Source organism: Bacillus sp. 007/AIA-02/001 (genome assembly GCF_004634455.1).
Lineage (GTDB): Bacteria > Bacillota > Bacilli > Bacillales > Bacillaceae_G > Bacillus_A > Bacillus_A cereus.
Genome location: NZ_SEIY01000021.1, coordinates 22,556 through 38,767, shown reverse-complemented (window position 1 = coordinate 38,767; position 16,212 = coordinate 22,556). Strand labels below are relative to the sequence as shown.

The following is a 16,212-nucleotide window of genomic DNA, read 5'->3' as shown; positions in this document are numbered from 1 at the left end:
ATATAGTAAAGGTAACAAAATAAATAGGGTAGAGAACATTTGAGAACACCCACTTACATATAATGTGCCACTTTCTTAGGTGTGCTCTATTCCCTAGAGTTCAAATAAGGAGAAAGGCGTTCTATGTAAGTAGGTGTTTTTAGTTTGGATAAAAATAGAACAGTTAGGTGGAAAAAATGTTTAAAGAACCTTATATTGCGATGATAAAGGATTGGAAAGGATACAAAGCATACAAAAAATTGCCGAAAACAGTTTTTCTTATGACTGGTTCAATGCTGGAATTACCAGAGCGTGTATATGAATTGCAGAAACATGGACATGATGTATTTCTTCATTGTGATTTTATACAAGGCTTAAATACGAATACAGAGGAAGCGCTTTTGTATATTCAAGATGTTATCGGGGCACAAGGTATTATTTCAACAAAGGGTTCAACAATTCGAAATGCTAATAAAATTGGATTGAAAACAATTCAACGTATTTTTATTGTAGATACTTTATCCCTTACTAAATCAATTGAAAATTGTAAAACGACTAAACCAAATGCAGTAGAGATTATGCCGGGGATTATACCTTCTATAATTAAACAGCTAGTAGAGGAAATAGAGTTTCCTATTATTGCAGGTGGGCTGATTCAAACGCGAGAAGATGCGGAAATTGCAATTCATGCAGGAGCAAGTGCGATTTCAACAAGTCATTATGAAGTATGGATACAAGAAGAAAAAAGGAGTGCAACCTTGTGATTGAATTGAAAAATGTTTCAAAGGTATATAAAAATGCAGAAGAGACAGCGGTTAAAGGCGTATCGGTTCATATTAAGAAGGGTGAATTTTTTGTTTTAGTTGGACCTTCGGGATGCGGGAAAAGCACATTATTACGAATGATCGCTGGCTTAGAAGAGACTTCTTCAGGAGATTTAATTATTAATGAACGTGTTGCAAATGATCTAGAGCCGAAAGACCGTAATCTATCAATGGTATTTCAAAATTATGCATTATATCCACACTTATCTGTAGAAGAAAATATTTTATTTGGACTTAAGGTAAGAAAAGTACAAAAAGAAGAGCGACAAAAGCGATTAATGGAAGCTATTGAAATGGTAGGACTGAAAGAGTATGTGAAAATGAAACCAGGCCAATTATCAGGCGGACAAAGACAGCGTGTTGCACTTGCCAGGGCAATTGTGAGTCAAGCGCCAATCTGTTTAATGGATGAACCACTTTCGAATTTGGATGCGAAATTACGTGCGCAAATGAGAATTGAAATTAGAGAAATTCAGCAGCGATTAGGAATTACGATGATTTACGTTACCCACGATCAAATAGAAGCGATGACTATGGGAGATCGTATCATGGTTTTAAATAAAGGAAGTATACAGCAAGTTGGAACACCACTTGACATATATAACGAACCAGCAAACGAATTTGTTGCAAACTTTATAGGTTCTCCTTCTATGAATATAAATGATGGGGAAGTAAATAAAGAAAAAGGTGTATTACATATAGGGCAATTGCAAATTCCATTATCTATTAGACAGTTAAAGCAATTACCAGAAGGAACAATTCGCATAGGCATGCGCCCTGAGCATATTGTACTGTCTGAGGAGGGACAAGAAGTGACGTTGCAATCTGTAGAAGTATTAGGGAATGAGTCTATATTGAACTTTGCGGTAAATGGAACAACTTGGAGTGCGAAAGTCATCGGACAGTTACTCTTGAACAAAGGTGACAAAGTAAAATTATTATTCTCGCAAGAAAAGTTATGCTTCTTTAATGAAAACACGAATGAACGCTTAAAAGTGGTAGCTGAAGAAGAGTTGAAAGTGGTGGCGAAATAATGATCGAAGTAAGTAAGTTACCAGTTCAAACAAAGGTGTCAAAAAAGAAAAAATTATGGGGGAGAACGAAAGATTTAAGAATAGGATTATTGTTTTTGGCGCCATCTATTTTGTTATTTTCGATTTTTTTGTTCTATCCATTGTTTAGGACAATTTACTATAGCTTTTATTTAACCGATATACATGGGGAAGCTAATCTTTTCGTTGGCTTAGAAAATTATCAATACTTATTCTCTGATCCAGCCTTCTACAAAAGTATAAAATCAACTTTATTATTTGTTTTATATACAGTGCCTACGAGTATTATATTTGCTTTGTTTCTTGCATTGATTGCAAATGGAAAAGTAAGAGGTATTGGGTTATTCCGAGTTCTGTTTTCTTCGACGATGGGAATATCAGTAGCTGCTAGTGCAGTGATTTGGCTATTTTTATTTCATCCAAGTGTAGGATTATTTAATAATATATTAGCTTCTATGAACCTTCCTGCAATCGCATGGTTAACGAGTCCGGACTGGGCACTATTCTCTGTATCAGTTACAACAGTTTGGGTGAATACAGGTTTTGCATTTTTAGTTATATTAGGTGGTTTACAAAATATCGATACGTCGTTATATGAGAGTGCATCTATAGATGGTGCTAGTTATTTATATAAACTTCGCCGTGTTACATTACCGATGCTATCACCAACTTTATTCTTTATTGTAACAGTAACATTAATTAGTGCGTTCCAAAGCTTTGGACAAATTGATATTTTAACGCACGGTGGACCAAATGATGCAACGAATTTGATTGTGTACTCGATTTACAAAGAGGCGTTTGTGAATCATCAATTTGGAACAGCAAGTGCACAAGCAATGGTATTATTTGTTTTCATTTTCCTTGCTACATTACTTCAATTTAAGTTTGCTGAGAGAAAGGTGCATTATAAATGATTGTTAAACAGTGGAAACAAAATTTCCTATTATACATGCTGCTCATTATTAGTGCAGTAATGGTATTTTTTCCTGTACTGTATGCATTTTTAATAAGTTTTATGACACCAGACGATGTTCAAATGAGAAGGTTATTTCCGACCCAGTTTACTTTTGATAATTTCATTAATATTTTTCAAAAAGTACCACTTTTTACATACTTATATAACAGTTTAATTGTATCGACAGTCGTTATGATTGGACAACTTATCGTATCAAGTTTAGCAGCTTATGCTTTTGTTTTTCTTCAGTTTAAAGGGAGAAACTTAATTTTCTTCTTGTTTATTTCAACGATGCTTATTCCGTGGGAAGCAACGATGGTGCCTAACTTTTTAACGATTCAAAACTTTGGTTGGATCAATAGTTTCGCCGGGATGACAGTGCCGTTTTTTGCAACAGCTTTCGGTATTTTCTTGTTACGTCAACATTTTATGACACTTCCGAATGAACTGAAAGAAGCTGCGTTTATTGAAGGGATTGGAAATATAAGATTTTTATTCAGCGTTGTAATTCCGTATTGTAAAACGAGTTTTATTACGCTTGGAGTATATAGCTTTTTAACAACATGGAATATGTATTTATGGCCACTTTTAGTGACCACTGATGAAAAAGTAAGAACAGTGCAAATCGGTGTGAAGCAGCTTCAGTCTCAAGAAGTTGCAACTGATTGGGGAAGCGTAATGGCCGGTGTTACGGTTATCGTTATTCCAACATTGATTTTACTATTTTTAGGGCAAAAGCAATTACAACAAGGATTAACAAAAGGTGCAATTAAATAATTAAGAGAAGGTGAGATTTAAATGAATCTAGTAAAAAAAGGTGCTGCTCTATTAATGGTAGCAACAATGGCATTATCTAGTGTCGCTTGTTCAAATAGTAAAACAGAGGGAAAACCTGAAGCACAGGCAAAAGTAGCACCAGTTGAAAAAAATGGTGATAAAACAGTAATTCGCTTCTGGCATGCGATGGGTGGAAAAACACAAGGAGTACTAGATGGTCTTGTTGCAGACTATAATAAGTCGCAAAATAAATATGAGATAAAGGCAGAGTTCCAAGGAACATATGAAGAGTCTTTAACGAAATTTAGAACGATGTCTGCAACGAAAGAAGCGCCAGCTCTTGTTCAATCGAGTGAAATTACAACGAAATATATGGTTGATAGTAAAAAAATCACACCAATTGATAGCTGGATAAAAAAAGATAAGTACGATACGTCAAAATTAGAAAAAGCAATTACAAATTATTATTCAGTTGATGGAAAAATGTATTCTATGCCATTTAATTCATCTACACCAGTATTAATTTATAATAAAGATGCTTTCGCAAAGGCGGGCTTAGATCCAGAGAAAGCTCCGAAAACATATGCGGAATTACAAGAAGCAGCGAAAAAGTTAACGATTAAAGAAGGCGGAAATGTAAAACAATATGGATTCTCCATGCTTAACTACGGTTGGTTCTTTGAAGAATTGTTAGCGACACAAGGTGCTTTATATGTAGATAACGAAAACGGTCGTAAGGATGCTGCAAAGAAGGCGGTATTTAACGGTAAAGAAGGACAGAAAGTATTTGGAATGTTAGATGATTTAAATAAAGCTGGCGCACTTGGAAAGTATGGAGCAAGTTGGGATGATATTCGTGCCGCGTTCCAGTCTGGACAAGTTGCTATGTATTTAGATTCTTCAGCAGGTGTTCGTGATTTAATTGATGCATCTAAGTTTAATGTAGGTGTTTCATATATTCCGTATCCAGAGGATTCGAAACAAAATGGTGTTGTTATTGGTGGAGCATCATTATGGATGACGAATATGGTTTCAGAAGAAACGCAACAAGGTGCTTGGGACTTTATGAAATATTTAACGAAGCCAGACGTACAAGCAAAATGGCATACTGCAACAGGTTATTTCTCAATTAATCCAGATGCATATAATGAGCCATTAGTAAAAGAGCAATATGAAAAATATCCACAGTTGAAAGTAACAGTAGATCAACTGCAAGCGACGAAGCAATCTCCAGCAACACAAGGGGCTTTAATTAGTGTATTCCCAGAATCACGAGATGCAGTTGTAAAAGCATTAGAAGCGATGTATGACGGGAAGAATAGTAAAGAAGCGTTAGATGAAGCTGCCAAAGCAACAGATAGAACAATTAGCATTTCAGCTCGTACGAGTCAAAAATAAGAGAAAGCCGTATCCTTAAAAGGGATAAGGCTTTCTTTATAGGGAGATAAGGGATCAAAGAAATGATGAAGTCTTATCTCTTTTATATGAGTAAAGGGTCTAGAGTGAATGTTGTCCTTTTCATTATTTATTTAACTCCATTGCGACTTGTTTACCATTTACGAAAACCTCTACTACCGCTACTACAACTTCCATTACTTTTTTCATCTCTCATCTCTCCTTGTTTTTTGTTTCATTTCTTACTTTCAGTATAAGGAAATACAGTAATTACAACTATCGAATTGGATGACAAGAGACTTACATTGTTGTAAGGATAATAGTTTAGTTTGTAATAAAGTGAAACTGTAATCAGTTGGGGGGGCGTACTGCCCGTTAATGCGGGATAAATTTGATTTAAGATTAAGATTCGGAAGTTTCTGTTGTTTTGAACTATAATTAGAAAGAGGGGGATAATATGAAAAGAATTCTTGTTATTAGTGATATTCATGGAGAGATAGAAAAGTTCGAACAGTTATTGGAAGAAGCACAATATGATGCGAAACAGGATCAATTAATCTTACTGGGAGATTATGTAGATCGTGGTCCAAATGCGCGTGCTGTAATTGAAAAGGTAAGAGAATTGAAAGAAGAGGGAGCACTCATTTTAAAGGGAAATCATGAAGATATGATGATTAAGGCGTTAACGACAAATGAGGAACGTTCATGGAACCATTGGGTAAAAAGAAATGGTGGAGATAAGACATTATATAGCTATGGATTTGTAGAAGAGGATATTGCGGTTAATGAGAAAGACTTCCAAAAACCGATTTTACACTCTCGTGTATTAGAGGAACATATAAAGTTTATTCAAGAATTAGATCATTACATTGAAACAGAAGAGTATATATTTGTACATGCTGGGGTTGAACCGATGAAACGAGTTTCTGAATCTGAACCATATACGTTAATGTGGATCCGTAATGAATTTCATAATGGATATAGCGGTGAAAAGGTTGTTGTATTTGGGCATACGGAAACAAAAACGCTTCATGGTAGTGAGGAGTGCGGAGTGTATTTTGGTAGTAATCGTATTATTGGAATTGATGGCGGGGCTGTGTACGGTGGTCAGCTAAATTGTTTGGAATTGCCGAGTAAAAAGGTATATGTAATAAAAAATTGAAAGAGATAAGAGGAATCTTATTTCTTTCAATTTTTTATTAAGCTAAATTTAAGACAAAGTTTTTATAATAAAACTTCAAAATTTTAGAAGGAAATAGTTAAAAATGAAAATACGTAATGTAACTACATTCTTTTGCTATGAAGAGAAGAAATGTAATAATAAATAGAATTGAACTATTTGATGGAAGGTGAGAGCATGCGCTTACTTGTAGTAGAAGATAATGCCTCGTTATTAGAGTCTATCGTACAAATTTTGCGTGATGAATTTGAAGTAGATACGGCAATAAATGGAGAAGATGGATTGTTTTTAGCGCTTCAAAATATATATGATGCAATTTTGCTGGATGTGATGATGCCAGGGATGGATGGATTTGAAGTAATTCAAAGAATACGTGATGAAAAGATTGAAACACCAGTCCTGTTTTTGACAGCGAGAGATTCTTTAGAAGATCGGGTGAAGGGATTGGATTTTGGTGGAGATGACTATATCGTTAAGCCATTCCAGGCCCCTGAATTAAAAGCGAGAATTCGCGCTTTACTACGCAGAAGTGGTAGTTTAACAACGCAGCAAACGATTCGTTATAAAGGGATTGAATTGTTCGGAAAAGATAAAGACGTTCAAGTAGATGGACAAAGTATTAAGTTGACATTGAAACAATATGAGCTACTAGAGTATCTCATTCAAAATAGCGGTAAGATTTTAATGCGTGAACAAATTTTTGATCGTGTTTGGGGATTTGATTCAGATACGACAGTAGCCATTGTGGAAGTGTATGTGCATCATTTGCGTAAAAAATTAGAACCATTCGGTTATCAGAAAGATATTCAAACTGTTCGAGGTATTGGATATATATTAAAAGAACAATGAAAAAAGGAAGTATGTTTCAAAAGACACGCATTCGTTTGACTATAGTGAATTCATTAGTATTTATCCTATTAATAGGTATATTAGGTAGTATTATTTATTCATACACATATAAGCGTATTTATAATGAAGTGGATCAATCTATAAAAATGATGGCTCAGTATAGAGAAAAATTAGATGTTAAAATACCACCAAGAAAACGTATGGAGAATATCCAAATTGGAGATCCGCGAGTAACTAGAATAACTTGGAATGGGAAAATAGTGAAAATAGAGGGCGATAATCGTAAATTCCGTTCAATTTTTGAAGAGAATTTGGAAAAGTTTTCTCCGGAAAAAATAGGGGAGTTACAAGATATCAAAGTACAAGGACGATATTTTAGAGCATTTTCGCTTCAAAAAGATGGAGAAATAGTTCAAATCGTGCGAGATATAACAGCGGAAGAAGGAATGTTAAATACTTTATTTTTAATCCTCGTTATAGGTTGTAGCATAGGAAGTTTATGTGCGATAGGTATCGGCTTTTTCCTAGCTGGCAGAGCACTCGTACCTATTCAAAATTCATGGGAGAAACAGCAGCAATTCGTTTCTGATGCATCACATGAATTAAGGACACCGCTTGCAGTTATTCAATCAAAAACGGATGTGTTATTTCAGTCACCATCCGCTACGATAGAAGAAAAAGCGATGGATATTTCTACAATTTCAAAAGAATGTAGGCGGTTATCAAAACTCGTTAGTAATTTATTATTACTAGCACGTTCTGATTCTAATCAAATTGAGATGGATAAAAAAACATTTGAACTTGATAAATTGTTAGAAGAAATAGTAGCTCCATATAAAGAGATTGCTTCTTATCAAGAAAAAGAAATGATACTAAAAGTAGAACGTGACGTATCTTTTATGGCTGATAGAGAGCGGATTCATCAAATGATGGTCATACTGTTAGATAATGCGATGAAGTATACAAACGAAGGCGGGCATATTCAAATTGATTGCACGCAAACGAGTAGTTCGATTCGCATACAGGTGAAAGATGACGGGATAGGAGTGAAAGAAGAAGATATTCCGAAATTATTTGATCGTTTTTATCAAGGGGATAGAGCAAGAAGTACGTCAGAAGGAGCTGGATTAGGTCTTTCAATCGCAAATTGGATTGTAGAAAAGCATTACGGAAAAATATCAGTAGAGAGCAAATGGGGAGATGGCACTTGTTTTGAAGTGATTTTCCCTAAAAACCAAAAAATATAAGTAAAAAGACGATCTTGTTTTTACAAGGTCGTCTTTTTTTAAGACAAAGTTAAGAAACTATTTATATTATATATGGCATGAAGAAAGTTCGTTACATGAAGAAGAGACTAGGTGTATGTGAGTGGGGTTTATCAATCATAATGTTATCTCAAGCAGCGATGAGATGTATGTATAGTATTAAAAAAACTAGGGGAATGATGGGAAAGAAAGTATAAGAGGGAGGAATTAATTTTGAAAAAGAAAATGATGACGGTATTCACTATTGGAGTAATGAGCTTAAGTATATTAGGGGGTGCCTCTCCTTCTGAAACATCAAAAGGAAAGACAGATTACACACAACGTAGTAAAGAACAATTAAATAATGGAAAGATACATGCTGTGCATACAGAAGAAAAGGCAGAGAATCTAGGTATTGAAACGGAAGGGAAAGAACAAATTACGTTAGAAAAAGAAATTCATGAGACAGAAGTAGGAAGAGAAGCGAAGCAGCTAGGAATTTCGATTGAAGGAAAAGATGTTGGGACGCTGTCAGAAGAAATCTATGAAACAAAAGTAAAGCAAGAAGCGTTAAAACTAGGCATATCTATAGAAAATACATCAATTGTAAATTTAATTAATCAAATTAATACGATTAAAATTAATGATGAAGCGGATAAATTAGGTATTTCGACAAATGGAAAAGAAATAGAGGACATTGCAGAAGAAATCTATGGAACGAAAGTAAGAGAGGAAGCAGGGAAGTTAGGTATTTCACCAAAAGGAAAAGAGATAGAAGTGTTAGCACAAGAGGTGTACGAACAAAAAGTGCAGGAAGAAGCAAAAAAATATCATATTGATTTATATGGGAAAGATATATATCAAGTATTAAGAGAAATTAATGAACAAAAGGTGCTACAATTGGCAGATGAGCTTAATATGGACAAAGCGAACATGAATATTCAAGAGCTAACAGAAAAAATAAAAAAAGATCAACCTGAGAGAGAAAAAGAACTAAATTTTGTACCAGTGATTCGAACGGATGCTGACGCATTTTATTCTTATTTAACGAACTAAAAAGGGCGTGAGAGTGATACGGAGGTTTAAGTGGTATATATGTATAGCATTACTAGCTATAGCGGTATGGAGTGTATATACAAATGGAATTACAAAGTATGGGGAGAAGTGGACATTCTTCAATATACAAAACGGGAAAGAACCGGAATTTAGTAATAATGATGAAAAGGTCATTTTATCAAGTGTACCATTAATTCAGCAACTACCAGAGCTAGATAGAGGCTGTGAAGTGACAAGCTTAGCGATGATGTTACAATACGCTGGTGTTTCAGTGGATAAGATGACATTAGCAAATGAAATAAAAAAAGTTGATTTTATAGACGATGGTGTGCGCGGGAATCCAAATGAAGGATTTGTAGGTAATATTTATACATTTTCTGAATCGGGATATGGTGTATATCATGGGCCACTTTTTCAGTTAGCGGAAAAATATTTACCTAATAAAGCTGTAGACTTAACAGGGAAGAATATAGAAGAAATTTATAAGAGGATAAAAGCAGGGCAACCTGTAGTCATGATCACAAATGCAACATTTGCACCATTAGATGCAGCTGAATTTACTACATGGGAAACAAATAGTGGAGATGTTTCTATTACGTATAATGAACATTGTGTTGTACTTATTGGATATGATCAGGAATTTGTATATATTCGAGATCCACTTGAGGATAGCTTAGATGTAAAAGTACCGAGAGAAACCTTTGAACAGGCATGGGTACAAATGGGAAGTCAGGCAATTAGTTATGTAAAGAGCGTCAAATAAATTAGGACGAAGAGTTTTAGTAATATGACTATAAGGCGAAGGGTAAAGATTTAAGGATTATAAGAGAAGTTTTATAGAGTAGAAGCTGTTAAGAAATAAGAGAACTTTAGCATATATAATGCTAAAGTTCTCTTATTTTTATGATTAAAATACGTATAAGGAGTGGATATGCAAAGATGCATAATTGACGAAAAATTTACATGTTATCATTATATATTGTTTTATGCATGTTAATTGTATAAAATGACACAAGTATCCACATTACATAAAGGAGGCTTATTATGCAAAAAATATTTAACTGGGTTAAATGTATGAGTATCAATAAAAAATTAATCATTTCATTCTTTATTATTTTAACTATACCAGGAATTATTATTGGTGGTGTTTCATATCAAACTGCCAAAACAAATTTTGAACATCAAATGACAGCTAAAGCAAAGGAGAATATTTCGATTTTAAATACTGTTATTTCTCAAAATATAGAAGAGAAATTTGTTGATGCGACGTACTTTGCAGACATCTTAACAGAAGATACATATCTAAATGGACAGGAAGAAATAGTAAGAACGAAGCTAGCGCAATATATAAAACTTCATCCAGAAGTAGAAGGTATTTATATTGGAACAGAGACGGGAAAGTTTATAAGAGAACCATTTATCCAAATGGCTGATGGATACAATCCAAGAGATAGATCTTGGTATAAAGAAGCACATGAAAATAAAGGGAAAGTAATTGTTACTTCACCATATCAATCAGCATCTACCAAAAATATGGTAGTGACAATTGCTAAAGAAGTAAAAGATGGTAAAGGTGTTATAGGAATTAACTTAAATTTAGATAACATCTTAAAAATTTCCAAAATGATTAATATTGGTGAAAAAGGTTATGCAGTTATTTTAGATCAAAATAAGCAAATTGTTAGTCATCCATCTAGAAAACCAGGTGCAAAAGTTACTGATCCTTGGATTAAACCAATTTATGAAGAAAAACAAGGAAATGTGTCTTATACAGAACAAGATGATAAAAAGAATTTAATCTTTGCAACAAATGAGAAAACAGGCTGGAAAGTAGTTGGTGTTATGTTCGATGAAGAAATTAACCAAGCTGCCAGTCCAGTGTTTTATAAGACTTTGATTGTCATTGCTATTGCTATTGCATTTGGTAGTATATTAATTTATTTCATTACAAAGTCTATTACAGGGCCATTACGAAAAATAGCTGAATCGGCATATAAAATTAGTAAGGGAGATTTAACAGAGAAAATTACAATCCATTCCAAGGATGACATAGGGAAATTAGGGAATTCATTTAATGAAATGTCTATGTCTTTACAGGATGTTATTACCCAAATTAGCTTTTCAGCAGAACATGTTGCAGCATCGGCTGAAGAGTTAACAGCGAGCGTACAGCAAGCAAATGATGCGACAGATCAAATTACAATTGCGATGGAACAAGTATCAGGTGGGGCTGAGTCACAAAGTCAAGGTGTTGAAGAAGGTGCGGCTACATTACAACAAGTAAATACAGCAATTCAAGATGTAACTGGAAGCGCAGAGTCAATTTCTATTTCCTCATTACATGCCCGTGAAAGAGCTGAAGAGGGAGAAGATTTAGTTGAACAAACCGCAAAACAAATGCAGTCTATTTCTAGGTCGGTATCCGAGTCAGATGCTATTATTAAACTTCTTGATGAGAAATCAAAGCAAGTAGGAGCTATTTCTGAAGCAATTCAAAACATTGCAACTCAAACAAACTTATTAGCTTTAAATGCGGCTATTGAAGCAGCAAGAGCAGGTGAACAGGGACGAGGATTTGCTATTGTAGCAGATGAGGTTAGAAAATTAGCAGAGCAATCAGGAGAGTCATCTGGAGAGATTGCAAATTTAATTGCAGAAATTAAGGCGGATATTGAACATACTGTTAAGGCGATGGATAATGTGAATGGAGAAGTTCAACAAGGCCTTGATGTTGTAACAAAAACGAAAGTAAGTTTTACGGAAATTTTAAGTTCTACTACACATATTGTTTCTCAAGTTAATCAAATGGTAGAAACAACGAAGAGAATTGCTGGAGATGCAAATGAAGTGACAAATGCTATTGATGAAATTGCAGCTGCTGCAGAAGAAAATACAGCTAGTATGCAAAGTGTTGCAGCTTCAACAGAAGAACAGGTTAATTCCATGGAGGAAATTAGTTCAGCTTCGCAAAACTTAGCTGAGATGGCAGAAGAACTACAAGCGATGACTAGTAAATTTAAAGTATAATAACAGCAGATAAGTAAGGTGAAAATAATATCACCTTACTTATTTTTCTATTCAGCAATTAGGGGAGTCATTAACAGGATGAAAAAAAGAAAAAGACTATGGAATTTATGGAAAACGATTACATTGTTAGTTTGTACAGTTGTAATTTTTTCTTTACTTGTGACAGATATATTAATTAGTCATAATGTAGAACGGACGACGGAGGATAGCCAAGCAGAGAAAGCAAAAACAATTGCACACATTGTGGCGAATGATTCGATTGTAATCGATGGTTTGGTTGGGAAAGCAGATACCTCTGCAATCCAAACGTATACAAATAGAATATTACAAAACACAGGTGTTCAATTTATTGTAGTTATGGACATGAATGGAATAAGAAAGTCACATCCAAATCCTCAAAAAATAGGGCATCATTTTATTGGGGGAGATGAAGGGCCTGCATTGAAAGGAAAAGAACATGTATCGTTAGCAGAAGGAACTTTAGGTATTTCCATGCGAGTGTTTGTACCAATATTTTCTGAAACAGGTGAACAACTTGGAGCAGTGGCTGTTGGTATTTCAGCAGATAATGTAAAAGAGAGAGTTAAGGAAAGTAGACATATTATTTATATTGGTGTCGGAGTGGGTGTATTAGTCGGAATTATAGGAGCAATATTGCTAGCTAGACATATAAAGAAAAGTTTATTCGGTCTTGAGCCGCACAGGATAGCAAAAATTCTTGAAGAAAGAAATACGATGCTACAATCTGTAAAGGAAGGTATTATTGCTGTAGATAAAGAGGCTAGAGTAACGTTAATTAATAATGAAGCGAAACGTCTATTTAAAAAAAGCGGACTTGAAGAAGATTTTATCGGTAAAGATGTTGAGTTGTATATGCCAAATTCACGTATAAAAGAAGTATTGCAAACGGGAGAAGTACAATTAAACGAAGAACAAAATATTTATGGAATTACGATTGTGACGAATCGAGTTCCTTTATATGTAAAAGGAGAAATAGTTGGTGCAATTGCAACATTTCGTGATAAAACAGAGATTAGAAAACTAGCAGAGGAACTAACTGGTATTAGACTATATGCAGAAGCATTACGGGCACAATCTCATGAGTTTATGAATAAGATGCATGTCGTATTAGGGCTTACACATATGAAACAGTATGAAGAATTACAGAAGTATATAAGCGGCATGGTATCAGAGCATCAATATGAAATTGGTGGAGTTATGAAAAGAATAAAAAGTCCAGTATTTGCTGGTTTTTTACTAGGTAAGCTCAGCTATGCTAGAGAGAAAAATATAAAATTAATTATAAGTGAAGATTCTTACATGCCGGAAATAGATGTTGAAAGTATTACTCATGAACTTATTACGATTGTCGGAAATTTAATTGATAATGCATTAGAGGCAGTTACGAATTGTGAAAAGAAGCGAGTTGAAGTTAAGATACAACATGGGGATATACTAACTATTACAGTGCAAGATACGGGAAAAGGTATACAAGAAAAAGAAATAGAGGAATTATTTACGAAAGGTTATTCCACAAAGGGAGATAACCGCGGTTATGGTTTGTATCTTGTAAAAGAAAGTATACAGCGAATAAATGGGGAAATTCATATGCATTCATTAGTAGGAAAGGGAACAACGATAACGATTGAAATACCTAAAGGTAGGGATGAGAGGCAAATATGATTAAAGTTTTAATTGTAGAAGATGACCCGATGGTAGCAATGTTAAATACGCATTATTTAGAGCAAGTAGGAGGATTTGAACTTGTTCAAGCAGTTAACTCAGTAAAGTCAGCGATAGAAATATTAGAGAAATCACGAGTAGATTTAGTATTACTTGATATTTTTATGCCTAAAGAGACTGGTTTTGAGCTTTTAATGTATATCCGGAACCAAGAAAAAGAAAGCGATATTATAATGATTTCAGCTGTACATGATATGGGAAGTATAAAAAAAGCATTACAATATGGCGTAGTAGATTATTTAATTAAACCATTTACATTTGAACGATTTAAAGAGGCATTAACTATATATCGAGAAAAACTTACTTTCATGAAAGAACAACAAAAAATTAGTCAATCGGAATTAGATTCATTAATTTTACAAAAAGAAAAAAGAGAGCCTACTGTGACGAAAGAGCTTCCAAAAGGGTTAACGAAGCAAACGTTGCAATTAATTTGGCAGAAGATCGAGTCTCTGAATGGAAGAGTATTTACAACAGATGAAATGGCACAATTAGTTGGAATTTCAAGAGTTTCTATTCGAAAATATGTAATGTTTCTGACTGACATTGGGGTGTTAGAAAACGAAATGATGTACCAACATGTGGGAAGACCTGTAAGTAAATTAAGATGTGTTGATCAAAAGAAAATAGAGTTTTACGTATAAGCGACTTAACATAAGTCGCTTATACTTTTTTTAATTACAAAATCAATTACAAAACTTACAAAAACTATTTTTACTATTGAAAGCGTTTTAATATTGTTATTAAGAAAACGAGGGGGTGCCATATGGGAATTCAAAAGAATGTGGAAGCGGTATCATTTTCTGAAGGAAATGAAGTACAAAGAGAATCTTTCGCTTCTAAAATTATGAATGTAAAAATCGGTGTTATACCTTTACCGTTATATGTAGTATTGGCTGCTATTATTTATGGGGCATCTGTATATAATAAATTGCCAGCAGATATGATTGGTGGATTTGCAGTTATTATGATCATGGGGATTTTCTTAGGCGATATTGGGATGAGAATTCCAATTTTAAAAAATATCGGTGGTCCAGCAATACTTTCGTTATTTATTCCATCATTACTTGTATTTTTTAACTGGATGAATCCAGCTTCAATGGAAGCTGCGACTATGTTAATGAAAAAATCGAACTTTTTATATTTATATATTTCTTGTTTAGTAGTCGGAAGTATTTTAGGAATGAACCGTAAAGTGTTAGTACAAGGTTTCGTTCGTATGTTTATTCCTTTAGTAGTAGGGACGTTAGCTTCTGTAGCAGTAGGATTATTGGTCGGTTCATTATTTGGATTTGAAATGAAGCACACATTCTTCTTTATCATCGTACCAATTGTGAGTGGTGGTATCGGGGAAGGGATTTTACCATTGTCGCTAGCTTATAGTGATATTTTAAATGAATCATCAGCAACGTTTGTATCACAGCTTATTCCAGCAGCTATTATTGGAAATATGTTCGCAATTGTAAGTGCAGGGTATATGAAGCGTTTAGGTGAGAAGAAACCGGAGCTTAGTGGTAACGGTGTATTAGTGAAAACAGACAATCAAGCAGAATTATTAAAAGAACAAAATACAGAGAAGCCAATTGACTTCTCATTAATGGGAGCAGGTTTATTAATTGCGTGTACGTTCTTCATCTTCGGAGGATTTGCTTCTAAGTTCATCGGTATTCCTGGGGCAATCATTATGATTTTCTCAGCAGCGCTTGTGAAATACTTTAAATTAATGCCAGCAAAAATGGAGCAAGGAGCATTCCATTTATATAAATTTATTTCGAAGAACTTAACTTGGCCTTTAATGGTTGGATTAGGATTGCTATATATTCCGTTAAAAGACGTAGCAGCAGTTCTTTCAGTAGGATATGTTGTTGTGTGCGCATCGGTTGTTCTTACAATGGTAGCATCAGGTTTTCTTGTAGGGAAAGTGATGAAAATGTATCCAGTTGAATCAGCGATTGTAACTGGATGTCATAGCGGTTTAGGTGGAACTGGAGATGTTGCTATTTTATCAGCTTCAAATCGTATGGAATTAATGCCGTTCGCGCAAATTTCGACTCGTTTAGGCGGAGCGGCAATGGTTGTAACAGCGACAATATTATTAAAGATGTTTTCATGATCAAACAAGCTAGCTATA

Annotated in this window: 14 protein-coding genes and 1 pseudogene; all 15 read left to right on the top strand. The window is 34.3% G+C overall.

From position 1 onward, the window contains the following. The first annotated feature begins 176 nt into the window (after nt 1–176). On the top strand, nt 177–743 hold the full coding sequence (locus tag ES895_RS25705; protein ID WP_135238745.1) for a glycerol-3-phosphate responsive antiterminator: 567 nt from the start codon (nt 177–179) through the stop codon (nt 741–743). Beyond that, nucleotides 740–1,837 (top strand): ABC transporter ATP-binding protein, encoded by a 1,098-nt coding sequence (locus tag ES895_RS25700; protein ID WP_135238744.1) that lies wholly within the window; start codon nt 740–742, stop codon nt 1,835–1,837. The genes ES895_RS25705 and ES895_RS25700 overlap by 4 nt, the downstream gene beginning before the upstream one ends. After that, nucleotides 1,837–2,769, top strand: coding sequence for a carbohydrate ABC transporter permease (locus ES895_RS25695; protein ID WP_000573803.1), 933 nt, complete (start codon nt 1,837–1,839; stop codon nt 2,767–2,769). Before ES895_RS25700 ends, ES895_RS25695 begins: the two co-directional genes overlap by 1 nt. Further along, nucleotides 2,766–3,587, top strand: a complete 822-nt coding sequence (locus ES895_RS25690; RefSeq protein WP_000635956.1) for a carbohydrate ABC transporter permease — start codon at nt 2,766–2,768, stop codon at nt 3,585–3,587. Before ES895_RS25695 ends, ES895_RS25690 begins: the two co-directional genes overlap by 4 nt. 21 nt (nt 3,588–3,608) lie before the next feature. After that, complete coding sequence (locus tag ES895_RS25685) at nt 3,609–4,985, top strand: ABC transporter substrate-binding protein (RefSeq protein ID WP_135238743.1); 1,377 nt, start codon at nt 3,609–3,611, stop codon at nt 4,983–4,985. Nucleotides 4,986–5,439: 454 nt separating this feature from the next. Then, a complete protein-coding gene (locus ES895_RS25680) occupies nt 5,440–6,144 on the top strand; it encodes a metallophosphoesterase family protein (RefSeq protein WP_048568054.1) in 705 nt (234 codons plus the stop codon). Nucleotides 6,145–6,339: 195 nt separating this feature from the next. Then, nucleotides 6,340–7,011, top strand: a complete 672-nt coding sequence (locus tag ES895_RS25675; RefSeq protein ID WP_002102717.1) for a response regulator transcription factor — start codon at nt 6,340–6,342, stop codon at nt 7,009–7,011. After that, entirely contained in the window at nt 7,008–8,258 is a 1,251-nt protein-coding gene (locus ES895_RS25670) for a sensor histidine kinase (protein WP_000715830.1), read from the top strand. Before ES895_RS25675 ends, ES895_RS25670 begins: the two co-directional genes overlap by 4 nt. A 231-nt stretch (nt 8,259–8,489) precedes the next feature. Further along, nucleotides 8,490–9,311, top strand: a complete 822-nt coding sequence (locus ES895_RS25665; RefSeq protein ID WP_000728596.1) for a hypothetical protein — start codon at nt 8,490–8,492, stop codon at nt 9,309–9,311. A 13-nt stretch (nt 9,312–9,324) separates the two neighbouring features. Beyond that, entirely contained in the window at nt 9,325–10,074 is a 750-nt protein-coding gene (locus ES895_RS25660; RefSeq protein ID WP_000621163.1) for a C39 family peptidase, read from the top strand. 281 nt (nt 10,075–10,355) lie between these two features. After that, nucleotides 10,356–11,399 (top strand): annotated as a pseudogene (locus tag ES895_RS30295) (HAMP domain-containing protein); the annotation flags it as partial. Continuing rightward, a complete protein-coding gene (locus tag ES895_RS30290; protein WP_434787947.1) occupies nt 11,391–12,338 on the top strand; it encodes a methyl-accepting chemotaxis protein in 948 nt (315 codons plus the stop codon). The pseudogene ES895_RS30295 and the gene ES895_RS30290, both read left to right, overlap by 9 nt. Before the next feature lie 78 nt (nt 12,339–12,416). Beyond that, a complete protein-coding gene (locus ES895_RS25650; RefSeq protein ID WP_000746423.1) occupies nt 12,417–14,021 on the top strand; it encodes a sensor histidine kinase in 1,605 nt (534 codons plus the stop codon). Continuing rightward, on the top strand, nt 14,018–14,725 hold the full coding sequence (locus tag ES895_RS25645; RefSeq protein WP_135238742.1) for a response regulator: 708 nt from the start codon (nt 14,018–14,020) through the stop codon (nt 14,723–14,725). The genes ES895_RS25650 and ES895_RS25645 overlap by 4 nt, the downstream gene beginning before the upstream one ends. A gap of 122 nt (nt 14,726–14,847) precedes the next feature. Beyond that, nucleotides 14,848–16,194 carry a 2-hydroxycarboxylate transporter family protein gene (locus ES895_RS25640; protein WP_000512722.1) on the top strand — a complete coding sequence of 449 codons (1,347 nt, stop codon included), beginning with the start codon at nt 14,848–14,850 and terminating at the stop codon, nt 16,192–16,194. The last annotated feature ends 18 nt before the right edge of the window (nt 16,195–16,212 follow it).

Excerpts from the sequence above, each read along its gene's own strand:
- ES895_RS25680 (WP_048568054.1), top strand. The coding sequence starts at position 5,440 with ATGAAAAGAATTCTTGTTATTAGTGATATTCATGGAGAGATAGAAAAG.
- ES895_RS25640 (WP_000512722.1), top strand. The coding sequence starts at position 14,848 with ATGGGAATTCAAAAGAATGTGGAAGCGGTATCATTTTCTGAAGGAAAT.
- ES895_RS25705 (WP_135238745.1), top strand. The coding sequence starts at position 177 with ATGTTTAAAGAACCTTATATTGCGATGATAAAGGATTGGAAAGGATAC.
- ES895_RS30290 (WP_434787947.1), top strand. The coding sequence starts at position 11,391 with ATGTCTATGTCTTTACAGGATGTTATTACCCAAATTAGCTTTTCAGCA.
- ES895_RS25675 (WP_002102717.1), top strand. The coding sequence starts at position 6,340 with ATGCGCTTACTTGTAGTAGAAGATAATGCCTCGTTATTAGAGTCTATC.
- ES895_RS25695 (WP_000573803.1), top strand. The coding sequence starts at position 1,837 with ATGATCGAAGTAAGTAAGTTACCAGTTCAAACAAAGGTGTCAAAAAAG.
- ES895_RS25645 (WP_135238742.1), top strand. The coding sequence starts at position 14,018 with ATGATTAAAGTTTTAATTGTAGAAGATGACCCGATGGTAGCAATGTTA.
- ES895_RS25650 (WP_000746423.1), top strand. The coding sequence starts at position 12,417 with ATGAAAAAAAGAAAAAGACTATGGAATTTATGGAAAACGATTACATTG.
- ES895_RS25685 (WP_135238743.1), top strand. The coding sequence starts at position 3,609 with ATGAATCTAGTAAAAAAAGGTGCTGCTCTATTAATGGTAGCAACAATG.
- ES895_RS25690 (WP_000635956.1), top strand. The coding sequence starts at position 2,766 with ATGATTGTTAAACAGTGGAAACAAAATTTCCTATTATACATGCTGCTC.
- ES895_RS25670 (WP_000715830.1), top strand. The coding sequence starts at position 7,008 with ATGAAAAAAGGAAGTATGTTTCAAAAGACACGCATTCGTTTGACTATA.